The following is a 13,459-nucleotide window of genomic DNA, read 5'->3' as shown; positions in this document are numbered from 1 at the left end:
CAACATATGAAAATTACAGAACTATTAAAAAGGGATACAGTCATTATGGATTTGACAGCTTCAAATAAAGAAGCTGTCATAGATGAATTAGTTGAGAAATTAAACGGGGCAAATCGTTTAAATAGTAAAACGGAATTTAAAGAAGCTATTTTAAAGCGGGAGGCCCAAAGTACGACTGGAATAGGGGAAGGTATTGCAATACCTCATGCGAAGACAAAGGCTGTTAAACAACCATCGATTTGTTTTGGTAGAAGTGTAAGCGGTATCAATTATGAGTCGCTTGACGGACAGCCAGCACACTTATTCTTTATGATTGCTGCAAGTGAAGGAGCGAATAATACTCATTTAGAAACGTTGTCTCGTTTATCGACATTATTAATGGATGAAGGATTTCGCAAGCAACTATTAGAAGCAAAGGATGAAAGTGAGCTTCTTCAACTATTTGATGAAAAAGAGAATGAAAAAGAAGAAGAGATTGAAGTCGCAAAACCAGAAGGAAATGAACCGTACGTACTTGCTGTTACAGCTTGTCCAACTGGAATCGCTCACACATATATGGCAGCGGATAGCTTAAAAGCAAAAGCGACAGAGTTAGGAATAGCGATTAAAGTTGAAACAAACGGATCAACAGGTATTAAAAACGGTTTAACGAAAGAGGATATTGAACGTGCAACAGCTATTATTGTTGCGGCGGATAAACAAGTAGAAATGAATCGTTTTGCTGGTAAACATGTCATTCAAGTGCCAGTTGCTGATGGGATTCGAAAAACGGAAAATCTGCTTAAGCGAGCTGTCAAACAAGATGCACCAATCTTTAAAGGTGTAAAAGAGGACGGGAAATCAGAAAGTATTGAGGGAGAAAAAGGATTAGGAATTTATAAGCATTTAATGAGCGGTGTAAGTAATATGCTTCCATTCGTTGTTGGTGGCGGGATTTTAATAGCGCTAGCGTTTTCGTTTGGTGGTATAAAGGCGGAAGGTCCTTTAGCTGAATTGTTCATGTCAATTGGTGGAGGAAAAACAGGTGCGTTTTTATTCCTTGTACCAATTTTAGCTGGATTTATTGCAAGTTCTATTGCTGATCGTCCTGGTTTTATGCCTGGTGTTGTAGGTGGATTTTTAGCGGCGAATGCGAATGCTGGATTTTTAGGTGGATTAATTGCTGGTTTCTTAGCTGGATATGTTGTTTTAGGGTTGAAAAGATTATTTTCAGGACTACCAGTACAATTAGAAGGAATTAAACCTGTATTGTTATATCCAGTCTTTGGATTATTGATTACAGGAGTTGTAATGCAAAAAGTAGTAATTCCGCCTGTAGTAGCATTAAATGAAATGTTGACAGGGTGGTTAAATGGTTTAAACGGTACGAATGCTATATTACTAGGTCTTATTTTAGGTGGTATGATGGCAATTGATATGGGGGGGCCAATTAATAAAGCGGCATTTACGTTTGGTATTGCTGCAATAGAAGCGCAGAATTTTGGAGTGCACTCAGCAGTTATGGCTGGTGGGATGGTACCACCACTTGCGATTGCATTCGCAACTACATTCTTTAAATCAAAGTTTACAGAAGCGGAACGTAAATCTGGTTTAACAAATTATATTATGGGAGCGTCGTTCATTACAGAAGGTGCGATTCCGTTTGCAGCTGCAGATCCGGTTCGAGTAATCGTAAGTTGTGTTGTTGGTTCAAGTATTGCAGGTGCGTTATCTATGTTATTCCAAATTACATTACCGGCACCGCATGGTGGATTATTTGTAATAGCGTTAGTAAATAAACCGTTACTATATATTTTCTCTATATTAATTGGAACAATTGTCTCGGCTGTTATGCTAGGTGTTTGGAAAAAGAAAGTTCAATAACAAATAAAAAGAGAGCAGTTTTTAGTAGCTGCTCTCTTTTTATTACAAAAAAATAGGTTAACAATTGAATATTGATGTTTTTTGGTAAAAGATGTAACGAATTGTGAATTTTTTGTAACAAAAAAGTAACACTGTAATTTTTTCTGGGAAAAAGTTCTTGTGCTCGTATATGAAAAATATATGAAAACCACTGAAGATTGTATTAGAAATGCATTTTATTAATATGGAAATTTATGTTACAACTCGTTAATCGTATATTACGAATGCTTTGTAATTGTGTGATTTCTAAAAATTCTAAAAATCTGTTGCTATAATGAAAATACGAAAACAAAGCAAATGGAGGCTATTCATGAAAAAATTATTAGGTATAGCAACAGCAGCAGTTTTTGGTCTTGGGATTTTTGTGGGTTCTGCTAAAGCGGAAACAATTGTAACAACAGACGTATTAAATGTTAGAGAAAACCCAAATGTAGAGTCAAAGCTTGTAGGTAAAGTGTTCAGTGGGAATACACTAGATGTTATAAATACAGAAAATGGATGGACAAAAATTAAGTTGAACGGTAAGGAAGCGTTTGTAAGTGCCGATTTTACAAAGAGCACATATTATGTAACGGCGGGCGTATTAAATGTTCGTGCTGGAGCGAATACTGATTCTGAAATTTTAGGTAAACTTAATAAAAATGATGTGATTGAAACGACGAATCAAGTTCAAAATGAATGGTTACAATTCGACTACAATGGAAAAGTTGGATATGTTCACGTGCCATTTTTAACAGGAACAGCACCTGTAATCGAAAAGAAAGAGGTTGTAGCTCAAGAAGAAGCGCCAGCTAGAACAAATACGCCAGTTAAAAATAATACAGTAGTTAAGAATAAAGAGTCTGTTAAGAGTAATGATTCTATTAAGAATGTAGAATCAAGTAAACCTGTGGTAAAAGAAAAACCGGCTGCAAAACCAGTTGCAAAATCTACTGAAACAAGTGCGCCTACTGGTGGTCGTGAAATTACAGTAGAAGCGACGGCATATACAGCAGATCCGAGTGAGAATGGTTCGTATGGTGGTCGTGTATTAACTGCAATGGGGCATGATTTAACAGCAAATCCAAATATGAAAGTAATTGCTGTTGATCCGAAAGTAATTCCGCTTGGATCAAAAGTATGGGTAGAAGGATATGGAGAAGCGATTGCTGGAGACACCGGTGGTGCGATTAAAGGAAATCGTATTGATGTATTAGTCGGTTCAGATGGTAGTGCTAATAGCTGGGGGCGCAAATCTGTAAAAGTGAAAGTTATACAATAGGTTATCGATATTAATATAAAAAGCGGTTGCTTGAAACTATGTAAGCAGCCGCTTTTTATGGATTATTGAAATGGATAAATAGTTTTACCTGTAATAATTTTATATGCACTGCAAAATTGCGTTTGTATATATTCTGTATTTTTATTTTCTGGATGTAATGTTGTTTCATGGAGAGTAGAATGAAAAGCCCGTAGTAAACAATTTAGGGCGAAGTATAATTCCTCTTGTGAACAATTTTGTTCTTTTGTAGAAGTGGCTAAAATGAGGTCTTTTGTCAAAGATGAAAAATTGATGGTGGATTGTTTCATAGTTAACTCATCCTCTCGAAACTATTTTTATCATGTATATGCAGAATTGGACAAACTATGTTCTTTTTTCTGTATAATTTCATGTACCGAAATGAAAGAACTTGCAATCATGCCGTTAAAATTGGTAAGATTGGGTATAATCAATAGATGGAGTATATTACATAAAGAGAGTTGAATGATATGGGAGAAGTGCAACGTGAAAAAGTTGCTGTCATCATTGGACCAACTGCTGTTGGAAAGACGAAGTTAAGTATCGATCTTGCCAAAGCGTTGAACGGTGAAATTATTAGTGGTGATTCCATGCAGATCTATCGAACGATGGATATTGGAACCGCAAAGGTAACAAAAGCAGAGATGGACGGAATTCCACATTATATGATCGATATAAAAAATCCGGAAGATTCATTTTCTGTCGCGGAATTTCAAGAACGTGTTCGCAAGCATATTCGAGAAATTACAGAACGTGGTAAATTACCAATTATAGTTGGTGGGACCGGTCTTTATATACAATCTGTTTTATTCGATTATCAGTTTACAGATGATGCTGGTGATGTGATATACCGAGAGCAAATGGAAAAGTTAGCTCTAGAACGCGGTGTGGAATATGTACATAAAAAATTGCAAGAAGTAGATCCAGAAAGTGCGGAGCGTATTCATGCAAATAATGTACGACGTGTCATTCGGGCGTTAGAAATTTTCCACACGACGGGTGAAAAAATGAGTGAACAAATTGAGAAACAAGAAAAAGAGTTACTCTATGATGTTTCATTAATTGGCTTGACAATGGATCGAGAAATGCTATACGATCGCATTAACTTACGAGTGGATTTGATGATGGAACAAGGCCTATTAGAGGAAGTAGAAGGGCTGTATAATAGAGGGATACGAGATTGTCAATCTATTCAAGCGATTGGATATAAAGAAATCTATGATTATTTTGAGAATCGAGCCTCTTTAGAAGATGCGGTGTCACAATTAAAGACGAATTCGCGTCGTTATGCAAAACGTCAATTAACGTGGTTCCGTAATAAAATGGATGTCACGTGGTTTGATGTTACAGACGGTGAAAAAACGTCAGAAATTTTACGATACATAGAAGGAAAGTTACAAGTAAAGTCGAATAATAGTAAGTAGAGAAAAAGAGGAGGATTCGACATGAAGCAATCAATCAATATTCAAGATCAGTTTTTAAATCAACTCCGTAAAGAAAATACGTTTGTTACGCTGTACTTATTAAATGGTTTCCAGCTTCGTGGACTAATTAAAGGATTTGATAATTTTACAGTCCTGCTGGAAACAGAAGGTAAGCAGCAGCTTATTTATAAACATGCAATCTCCACATTTGTACCACAAAAAAATGTTTCAATTGAATTAGAATAGTAATGAATTATTGTACATAACAAAAAAAGAGCGAGTTTCCTCGCTCTTTTTTTATTTGTCATAAACAATATATCATGAAATTTAAGCGATTCTAAATACAGTAAGGCGGATGTTAGTATTTCCTGTCGCAGGGATCGTAATCTCATTAAGAGTAGATTGAACAGAAATTCTTGCACCAGCTGCTAATGTTTCGATTGTAGTAAATGAAAGTGAGTCGCCTATTAAATTTGAAGAGAAATTATCAGTTGCGACTGCTCCATTAATTGAAATTCCTACTCCGAGTGGAGCGCATCCTGGCGCAGTTGTAGAAATGGATACGCTAATTACATAAATACCACCGTTAATAACAGTAACTGTATCTGTGCCGTTGAAGATAATATTGTTTACGTTAATTGCAGTACTAAAAATAAAGTTATTAAATTGCAGTACTGTTTGCTGAATATTGTTTGTTACAACAATTGTTGCTATAGGGAAGCTAGGTCCAGTAGGCCCAGTAGGTCCGGTAGGTCCACCAGAAGGTCCAGTAGGTCCAGTAACTCCTATACCAGTAGCGCCGGTAGCACCCGTTGGTCCTTGAATGCCTTGAGGTCCGGTAGCACCCGTGTTACCTTGAACGCCTTGAGGTCCAGTAGCGCCAGTGGCACCAGTAGCACCTGTGTTACCTTGAACACCTTGAGGTCCGGTAGCACCCGTGTTACCTTGAACGCCTTGAGGTCCAGTAGCGCCAGTGGCACCAGTAGCACCTGTGTTACCTTGAACACCTTGAGGTCCAGTGGCACCGGTAGCACCTGTGTTACCTTGAACACCTTGAGGTCCAGTGGCACCGGTAGCACCCGTGTTACCTTGAACGCCTTGAGGTCCAGTAGCGCCAGTGGCACCAGTAGCACCTGTGTTACCTTGAACACCTTGAGGTCCAGTGGCACCGGTAGCACCCGTGTTACCTTGAACGCCTTGAGGTCCAGTAGCGCCAGTGGCACCAGTAGCACCTGTGTTACCTTGAACACCTTGAGGTCCAGTGGCACCGGTAGCACCTGTGTTACCTTGAACACCTTGAGGTCCAGTGGCACCGGTAGCACCCGTGTTACCTTGAACGCCTTGAGGTCCGGTAGCGCCAGTAGCACCAGCAGGCCCTTGAGCACCTTGAGGTCCAGTGGCACCAGTAGCACCTGTGTTACCTTGAACACCTTGAGGTCCAGTAGCGCCAGTGGCACCAGTAGCACCTGTGTTACCTTGAACGCCTTGAGGTCCAGTAGCGCCAGTGGCACCAGTAGCACCTGTGTTACCTTGAACACCTTGAGGTCCAGTAGCGCCAGTGGCACCAGTAGCACCTGTGTTACCTTGAACACCTTGAGGTCCAGTAGCGCCAGTGGCACCAGTAGCACCTGTGTTACCTTGAACACCTTGAGGTCCAGTAGCGCCAGTGGCACCAGTAGCACCTGTGTTACCTTGAGGCCCTTGAGGTCCAGTGGCACCGGTAGCGCCAGTAGCACCCGTGTTACCTTGAACACCTTGAGGTCCAGTGGCACCGGTAGCACCAGTAGCGCCCGTGTTACCTTGAACACCTTGAGGTCCAGTAGCGCCAGTGGCACCGGTAGCGCCGGTAGCACCTGTGTTACCTTGAACACCTTGAGGTCCAGTAGCACCCGTAGCACCCGTGTTACCTTGAGGTCCAGTAGGTCCAGGAGGCCCGCCAGAAGGTCCGGTAGGTCCGGTAACTCCTATACCTGTAGCGCCGGTAGCACCAGCAGGTCCTTGAGCACCTGTATTGCCGGTAGCGCCCGTGTTACCTTGAACACCTTGAGGTCCAGTAGCACCAGTAGCACCAGTAGCACCAGTAGCACCAGTAGCACCAGTAGCACCAGCAGGTCCTTGAGCGCCTGTATTGCCGGTAGCGCCCGTGTTACCTTGAGGCCCCTGAGGTCCAGTAGCACCAGTAGCACCAGCAGGTCCTTGAGCGCCTGTATTGCCGGTAGCGCCCGTGTTACCTTGAGGCCCTTGAGGTCCAGTAGCACCAGTAGCACCAGCAGGTCCTTGAGCGCCTGTATTGCCGGTAGCACCAGTGTTACCTTGAGGCCCTTGAGGTCCAGTAGCACCAGTAGCACCAGTAGCACCGGCAGGTCCTTGAGCACCTGTATTGCCGGTAGCGCCAGTGTTACCTTGAGGTCCCTGAGGTCCAGTAGCGCCGGTAGCACCAGTGTTACCTTGAGGTCCCTGAGGTCCAGTAGCGCCGGTAGCACCAGCAGGTCCTTGAGCACCTGTATTGCCGGTAGCGCCCGTGTTACCTTGAGGTCCCTGAGGTCCAGTAGCGCCGGTAGCACCAGCAGGTCCTTGAGCGCCTGTATTACCGGTAGCGCCTGTATTACCTTGAGGTCCTTGAGGTCCAGTGGCACCAGTAGCGCCTGCTGGTCCAGTAGGTCCGGTAGGCCCTTGAATAAACGAAGCAGAATTAACTAGAGCAGTTTGTAATGCTGCTATTAATTTAAGGAGCTCTTGAAGTGTGCAAGGGTCAATTCGGAATAATTTTGTAATGTATAGTAAATAGTTAATGAGATTTTGAAGCTCAATAAATACAGCGCTTGCTACAAAGGTTGGATTTCTTAATATAGTTATCAAGTTTTTAATAATAGCTAACCCTTGTGCTTTCAGGGAGGAAGTAGCGTCTAGTGAACAAATAAATTTACTCAGTAGGTTCAATGTATCGATTAGATCTTCAATATTTTGGGGAGATGGATTTGCGAAAAGTTTTGGGATTATTTTTGTTAAATCAATAATAATCGCACGAAATGTTCTAAGTTGAGCTTTAGTAATTGGGATTGATGGAGTATTTGGGATTCGTCCGGCGCTACTTGGAAAGCATGGTTTGGAGAATTTGTTTTGATTGTCGTTATAACGAGACATTAAATCTCTCCTTTCTCACGAAAATGTGAACGAAACTCATCATAGTAGATGCAGAAATTAGTTAAATGGTCATAGTAAAATCGTTTGTTTAAAGAAAAAATAGAAAAAACGCCTTACAATAAGGCGTTTTTTCTATTTTCTGCGTATTGATAATATCGCTTTAATGAAATTTTTGATTTGAATCCAGCGAGTTTTATAATTTCTGATTCAGGAGTTTCTTTTTTTATTAAGTTTAAAATATAGGTGTTACGAAAATGTTGTCCTGAAATTCCTTTACGTAAATTGGCTCTAGCCACTTCGAGGCGAATCATTTTTTGTATAGCAATTTCCGTTAATGCCTTTGGTGCATCATTTTCATATACCCATCTGTATGTTCCACGGTTAAAATCGAATGCGACAAATAATGGATCATCACTATGGTATTTGGGACGAACTGGTTCCGGGATGCTTTTGTAATAATTATATAGTTGTTTTTTGTCTTCTTTTGCTAATGTAATTGTTCTTTCTACACCTGCGGTTGCTGGGATTGATAATGTGTTAGTTTCAAAGTGAACGTGATGCATTGTTAATGCTGTAAGTTCCTGTAAGGATAAACCGTAGTCAATCAATAGATTTAAAATAGCAATATTGCGATCCATTAATAAGGGGCGCACAGGAAGTTGTTTTTCTGAAAGTCCTTCTAATGAAGTGACTATATACTTTAACCTTTTTTCTTCATCAGGTGAAATGAAATCTTCGTTACGAAGTGTACGGTCTGGTTGAATAGATATCTCCATATTTTTCAATGGATTAGGAATGTTTAGAAAATGATACATTCTATTTAGTACAATAAATACACGATGCATCGTTTTTTCTGAGTAATGTCGATTCGTTTTTAAATCGGAAAAGTAATCTTCGTAGTCTTTTGTACAAAGTGTAGCCCATATATTACTGGAAGGGAGCTTTTTGTTTTTTTCTAACCAATGTCCGAAGTCTTCAACGTCATAAACATAACGTTTAATAGTTGAGGGTTTTCGGCCTTTATTCAATAAAAAAATAGAAAAGGCTTGTATTGTATCATGGAATTCCGTTGTCTCCATAGTCCCACCACCTTAATTATTTCTTATATTATAGCAAACTTTTCTGAAAATAGGCATTTACAAGGGGGACAGGAATAATAATATTTGGTGAGTGGATAAAATGAGGTGATTGTATGGAACAATCGATGCGAAAGAAGAACAATAATCAAATTAATATTGTGTTAAACCATCGAAAGAAAATTTCTTTGCCAGCCGCAGAAAATAAAGCGGTAATTTCAAATGAAACTACAATTAAACATGAAATGCTGCAGAGAATTGAAGAAGAGATGGGGAAGCTTGTTGGGATGGATGATATAAAAAAGATAATAAAAGAAATATATGCTTGGATTTATGTGAATAAAAAAAGACAAGAGAAGGGATTGAAGTCAGAGAAGCAAGTACTTCATATGCTGTTTAAAGGGAATCCAGGTACAGGGAAGACAACAGTTGCTAGAATGATAGGAAAATTGCTGTTTGAGATGAATATTCTATCGAAAGGCCACTTGGTTGAAGCTGAACGTGCTGATCTTGTAGGAGAGTACATCGGCCATACAGCCCAAAAAACAAGAGACTTAATAAAAAAAGCAATGGGAGGTATTTTGTTTATTGATGAGGCGTATTCTTTAGCTCGAGGAGGAGAGAAGGATTTTGGAAAAGAAGCAATTGATACGCTTGTAAAACATATGGAAGATAAACAACATGGTTTTGTATTGATTTTAGCTGGATATTCAAGAGAGATGAATCACTTTCTTTCATTAAATCCAGGGCTGCAATCTCGTTTTCCATTTATTATTGAATTTGCGGATTACTCGGTAAATCAGTTGTTGGAAATTGGGAAAAGAATGTATGAAGAGCGTGAATATCAGTTATCGAAAGAGGCTGAATGGAAATTTAGGGATCATTTACATGCTGTAAAGTATTCGTCGCAAATTACATCGTTTAGTAATGGGCGGTATGTACGGAATATTGTTGAAAAATCAATTCGTACACAGGCGATGCGGTTGTTGCAAGAAGATGCCTATGATAAAAATGATTTAATTGGAATATCGAGTATGGATTTGATGCTCGAAGAGGAGACGCACAGTACATAAACTGTGCGTCGATTTTGTGTATAAGTTCGTTTACTCTTTTTTTGCTTTTTCTTGGTGTGCTTTATGGAAGTGTTCCATTTTAGCGCTCTTTTCGTGTGCTGAATTAGGATCGTGCCCGAATTGATTTACTGAGCTTTTTTGAGCTCCTTTATTAACGTGGTTTGTCATGTGTATTCACCTCACTTTAAAAATTAGTATAAACATTATATAAAGAAAAAATCGTTAGAAAAGAAAAACCTCTTTACGATATGTAAAGAGGTTAGATTGCTATTTATGCATTGAACGTTCTTTCGTTTCGATACGTCTGTGCGGTAAATGCCATTTGTAATGAATAGAAACCATGTGGAAGCAAACAATTAAAATGAATAAAATGTAAAGAGCCCAATCGCTAACAATAATTTGAGCGCCAATTAAGAAACCTGCTAAAATTGTCCAAAAGGCATATACTTCAGCTCGAAGAACGAGAGGTTTTCTGCGGGCTAAAAGATCGCGAATGATACCGCCGCCGATACCAGTTAAAACAGCTGCTACAATTGTGGCGCTAATTGGTAAATTTAATTTTTGGGCATATAATGCTCCTTGTACAGCAAATGCTGATAAGCCGATAGCGTCAGTGATATTTTCCCACTTTTTCCAATGTCTAATTAACTTATTTGGAAAAAGAAAAATAATAGTCATTGATAAAAGTGCGATTTGGAATAACATGTCTTGTTGCCAAAACGCGACAATCGGATAACCGATTAATAAATTACGAAGGGCACCTCCCCCAAATGCGGTTGCCATTCCTAAAATATACACCCCGAAAATATCATAATCCTCTTCCATTGCAACAATGGCTCCGCTTAGTGCGAAAGCGATTGTGCCTATGATGCTAAAAATCTCCCATGCCATGAATTTTCTCCCCCGCTAACTAGATGAAATGTGCTTCCTCTGCTATTATATTAGAAGGTTTAAATTTCGAAAAGGATGAGTGAACATATTTGATGGAAGAAAAAGAAAAAGTCATATTAGTAGGCTGTCAATTGCCACAAGATGATGATGAAAAATTTATGCATTCCATGAAAGAGCTTGCATCACTAGCGAAGACTGCACGAGCAGAATTGTTAGTGTCAACAACGCAAAAACGACCAAAGTTTCATCCGGCAACTTACATAGGTAAAGGGAAATTAGAAGAGCTTACAATGTTAACTGAAGAATTAGAGCCGGATGTTATTGTATTTAATAATGAATTAACGCCGAGTCAAATTCGGAATTTATCCTCAGTATTAGATGCGAGAGTAATTGATCGAACGCAACTAATACTGGATATTTTTGCGCAACGTGCGAAGTCGAGGGAAGGTAAGCTTCAAGTAGAATTAGCTCAGTTGCAATATACAATGCCGCGTCTTATGGGGCAAGGATTGTCCTTATCGCGTCTTGGTGGTGGTATTGGAACGAGAGGACCGGGTGAGACGAAATTAGAGACGGATCGTCGTCATATTCGATCCCGTATTGATGAAATAAAGAAACAACTTGCAGTTGTTGTGGAACATCGAAAAAGATATCGTGAGAGAAGAAAAGATAATAAAGTATTTCAAGTTTCGTTAATAGGGTATACAAATGCAGGGAAATCGACACTGTTTAATAGATTAACGGAAGCTGATACGTTTGAAGAAAACCTTCTGTTTGCAACATTAGACCCAACGACGAGGAAGATGCCGTTACCTTCTGGTTATACAGTATTACTAACCGATACTGTTGGTTTTATACAAGATTTACCCACTTCATTAATCGCTGCTTTTCGTTCGACACTGGAAGAAGCGGGGGAAGCAGATGTCATTTTACATGTAGTTGATTCTGCGGATCCTAACTACATAGGGCATGAAAAAACAGTAAAACGATTATTATCAGAACTTGAAATTAATCATATTCCTATTATTACGTTATATAATAAAAAAGATGAATTACATCAAAACTTTATTCCGTTTCCGAAAAGTGATTTCTTAATGACTAGTGCTTTTGAAGAAAGTGATGTATTGCGTATAAAAGAAGCGATAGAAATGAAAATGAAGAAAGAAATGGATCGTTATCGAGTAGAAATCCCTCCGAGTGAAGGTGAGTTATTAACGCTTTTAAAGACGGAAACGCTATTAGCAAAGATGGAGTTTCTGGAAGATAAATTTGTATATGATTGTGCAGGGTATATTTTTACTCATTCATCGCTTAATGTGCAATTAAAGAGATTTTTAGTGGAAGAAGGAGAAAATAAAAATGTTTGATCGTTTGAAAAATGGAGAAAAAATTGCTCCAATCGTAAAAGAAGTAGAGAGTCAGATTACAGAAGTACATAAACGTGCGGATGAAGTAATTGAAAGTAATCAGTTTCGTGTATTAGAAAGTTTTCGTAAACATAAAATTAGTGACTCGCATTTTATCCCGACGACAGGTTATGGTTATGATGATATTGGCCGTGATACGTTAGAAAAAGTGTATGCTGATGTGTTTGGAGCGGAAGCTGGACTTGTTCGTCCGCAAATTATTTCAGGTACTCACGCTATTTCTACAGCGTTATTCGGTATTTTACGTCCAGGAGATGAGTTATTGTACATCACTGGAAAACCGTATGATACGTTAGAGGAAATCGTTGGCGTGCGTGGGAAAGGTGTAGGTTCATTTAAAGAATATAATATTGGTTACAATGCAGTTCCGCTAACTGAAGGTGGGCTTGTTGATTTTAAAGCTGTTGCAGCAGCGATTCATAGTAATACGAAAATGATCGGTATTCAGCGTTCGAAAGGTTATGCTACTCGTCCATCGTTTACTATTTCTCAAATTAAAGAGATGATCGCGTTTGTTAAAGAAATTAAACCTGATGTTGTTGTGTTTGTAGATAACTGTTATGGTGAGTTTATTGAAGAGCAAGAGCCATGTCATGTTGGTGCAGATTTAATGGCGGGTTCGCTTATTAAAAACCCGGGCGGCGGAATTGTTAAAACTGGTGGTTATATTGTCGGGAAAGAACAGTATGTTGAAGCGTGTGCATATCGTTTAACGTCTCCGGGAATTGGTGCGGAAGCTGGAGCGTCTTTATACAGTCTGCAAGAAATGTATCAAGGGTTCTTCTTAGCGCCACATGTTGCAGGACAAGCGCTGAAAGGTGCAATTTTTACAGCTGCGTTTTTAGAAAAGTTAGGAATGAACACGTCACCAGCGTGGAATGCGCCAAGAACAGACTTAATTCAATCTGTTCAATTTGATGATAAAGACCGTATGATTGCCTTCTGCCAAGCGATTCAATATGCATCTCCAATTAATTCGCATTTTACTCCGTATGCAAACTATATGCCAGGTTATGAAGATGATGTAATTATGGCGGCGGGAACATTTATTCAAGGTGCAAGTATTGAATTGTCTGCTGATGGTCCGATTAGACCACCGTATGTTGCATATGTGCAAGGTGGATTAACGTATTCGCATGTTAAAATTGCGATTTGTTCTGCAATTGATGAATTGATTGAAAAGAATTTATTAACAATTTCTTAAAGGGGAGCTGTCGATATCGGCAGCTTTTTTCGTATAAAA

The 13,459-nt window shown here is 39.3% G+C and carries 12 protein-coding genes; 7 read left to right on the top strand and 5 right to left on the bottom strand.

The features are described from left to right. Positions 1-6 precede the first annotated feature (6 nt). Positions 7-1,863, top strand: a complete 1,857-nt coding sequence (locus AC3WVZ_RS17105) for a PTS fructose transporter subunit IIABC (protein WP_000704605.1) — start codon at positions 7-9, stop codon at positions 1,861-1,863. 349 nt (positions 1,864-2,212) lie between these two features. Next, entirely contained in the window at positions 2,213-3,163 is a 951-nt protein-coding gene (gene entD, locus AC3WVZ_RS17100; RefSeq protein WP_000734640.1) for a cell wall-binding protein EntD, read from the top strand. Between the two features lie 62 nt (positions 3,164-3,225). Here entD and AC3WVZ_RS17095 read toward each other — a convergent pair whose 3' ends face one another. Continuing rightward, positions 3,226-3,471 carry a hypothetical protein gene (locus AC3WVZ_RS17095; RefSeq protein WP_000814429.1) on the bottom strand — a complete coding sequence of 82 codons (246 nt, stop codon included), beginning with the start codon at positions 3,469-3,471 and terminating at the stop codon, positions 3,226-3,228. A gap of 180 nt (positions 3,472-3,651) precedes the next feature. Here AC3WVZ_RS17095 and miaA point away from each other — a divergent pair, with 180 nt between their 5' ends. After that, complete coding sequence (gene miaA / locus AC3WVZ_RS17090) at positions 3,652-4,605, top strand: tRNA (adenosine(37)-N6)-dimethylallyltransferase MiaA (RefSeq protein ID WP_000504929.1); 954 nt, start codon at positions 3,652-3,654, stop codon at positions 4,603-4,605. Positions 4,606-4,626: 21 nt separating this feature from the next. Then, a complete protein-coding gene (gene hfq, locus AC3WVZ_RS17085; RefSeq protein ID WP_000813896.1) occupies positions 4,627-4,851 on the top strand; it encodes an RNA chaperone Hfq in 225 nt (74 codons plus the stop codon). A gap of 81 nt (positions 4,852-4,932) precedes the next feature. On the opposite strand, the gene AC3WVZ_RS17080 is transcribed toward hfq, so the two are convergent. Both AC3WVZ_RS17080 and AC3WVZ_RS17075 read right to left on the bottom strand, forming a co-directional pair. After that, complete coding sequence (locus AC3WVZ_RS17080) at positions 4,933-7,749, bottom strand: Gly-Xaa-Xaa repeat protein (protein ID WP_425594292.1); 2,817 nt, start codon at positions 7,747-7,749, stop codon at positions 4,933-4,935. Between the two features lie 113 nt (positions 7,750-7,862). Then, positions 7,863-8,828, bottom strand: coding sequence for a tyrosine-type recombinase/integrase (locus AC3WVZ_RS17075; protein WP_000450327.1), 966 nt, complete (start codon positions 8,826-8,828; stop codon positions 7,863-7,865). Between the two features lie 113 nt (positions 8,829-8,941). Here AC3WVZ_RS17075 and spoVK point away from each other — a divergent pair, with 113 nt between their 5' ends. Beyond that, complete coding sequence (spoVK, locus tag AC3WVZ_RS17070) at positions 8,942-9,898, top strand: stage V sporulation protein K (protein WP_233935189.1); 957 nt, start codon at positions 8,942-8,944, stop codon at positions 9,896-9,898. Positions 9,899-9,928: 30 nt separating this feature from the next. On the opposite strand, the gene AC3WVZ_RS17065 is transcribed toward spoVK, so the two are convergent. Both AC3WVZ_RS17065 and AC3WVZ_RS17060 read right to left on the bottom strand, forming a co-directional pair. Beyond that, positions 9,929-10,066, bottom strand: coding sequence for a hypothetical protein (locus AC3WVZ_RS17065; protein WP_000181500.1), 138 nt, complete (start codon positions 10,064-10,066; stop codon positions 9,929-9,931). 99 nt (positions 10,067-10,165) lie between these two features. Beyond that, the gene (locus AC3WVZ_RS17060) at positions 10,166-10,789 is read right to left on the bottom strand and encodes a trimeric intracellular cation channel family protein (RefSeq protein WP_233935188.1); all 624 of its coding nucleotides are present in this window, start codon (positions 10,787-10,789) and stop codon (positions 10,166-10,168) included. 92 nt (positions 10,790-10,881) lie between these two features. On the opposite strand from AC3WVZ_RS17060, the gene hflX reads away from it, so the two are divergent. After that, entirely contained in the window at positions 10,882-12,156 is a 1,275-nt protein-coding gene (gene hflX, locus AC3WVZ_RS17055) for a GTPase HflX (RefSeq protein ID WP_233936586.1), read from the top strand. Continuing rightward, positions 12,149-13,420, top strand: a complete 1,272-nt coding sequence (locus AC3WVZ_RS17050; RefSeq protein ID WP_233935186.1) for a methionine gamma-lyase family protein — start codon at positions 12,149-12,151, stop codon at positions 13,418-13,420. The genes hflX and AC3WVZ_RS17050 overlap by 8 nt, the downstream gene beginning before the upstream one ends. Positions 13,421-13,459: the final 39 nt, after the last annotated feature.

The organism is Bacillus sp. CPT56D-587-MTF (genome assembly GCF_058792335.1).
This window is presented reverse-complemented; position numbering and strand designations above follow the sequence as displayed.

Bases quoted from the DNA above. Each gene is read 5' to 3' on its own strand.
- AC3WVZ_RS17060 (WP_233935188.1), bottom strand. From the start codon at position 10,789: ATGGCATGGGAGATTTTTAGCATCATAGGCACAATCGCTTTCGCACTA.
- AC3WVZ_RS17080 (WP_425594292.1), bottom strand. From the start codon at position 7,749: ATGTCTCGTTATAACGACAATCAAAACAAATTCTCCAAACCATGCTTT.
- entD (WP_000734640.1), top strand. From the start codon at position 2,213: ATGAAAAAATTATTAGGTATAGCAACAGCAGCAGTTTTTGGTCTTGGG.
- miaA (WP_000504929.1), top strand. From the start codon at position 3,652: ATGGGAGAAGTGCAACGTGAAAAAGTTGCTGTCATCATTGGACCAACT.
- spoVK (WP_233935189.1), top strand. From the start codon at position 8,942: ATGGAACAATCGATGCGAAAGAAGAACAATAATCAAATTAATATTGTG.
- hflX (WP_233936586.1), top strand. From the start codon at position 10,882: ATGGAAGAAAAAGAAAAAGTCATATTAGTAGGCTGTCAATTGCCACAA.
- AC3WVZ_RS17065 (WP_000181500.1), bottom strand. From the start codon at position 10,066: ATGACAAACCACGTTAATAAAGGAGCTCAAAAAAGCTCAGTAAATCAA.
- AC3WVZ_RS17075 (WP_000450327.1), bottom strand. From the start codon at position 8,828: ATGGAGACAACGGAATTCCATGATACAATACAAGCCTTTTCTATTTTT.
- AC3WVZ_RS17105 (WP_000704605.1), top strand. From the start codon at position 7: ATGAAAATTACAGAACTATTAAAAAGGGATACAGTCATTATGGATTTG.
- AC3WVZ_RS17095 (WP_000814429.1), bottom strand. From the start codon at position 3,471: ATGAAACAATCCACCATCAATTTTTCATCTTTGACAAAAGACCTCATT.
- hfq (WP_000813896.1), top strand. From the start codon at position 4,627: ATGAAGCAATCAATCAATATTCAAGATCAGTTTTTAAATCAACTCCGT.
- AC3WVZ_RS17050 (WP_233935186.1), top strand. From the start codon at position 12,149: ATGTTTGATCGTTTGAAAAATGGAGAAAAAATTGCTCCAATCGTAAAA.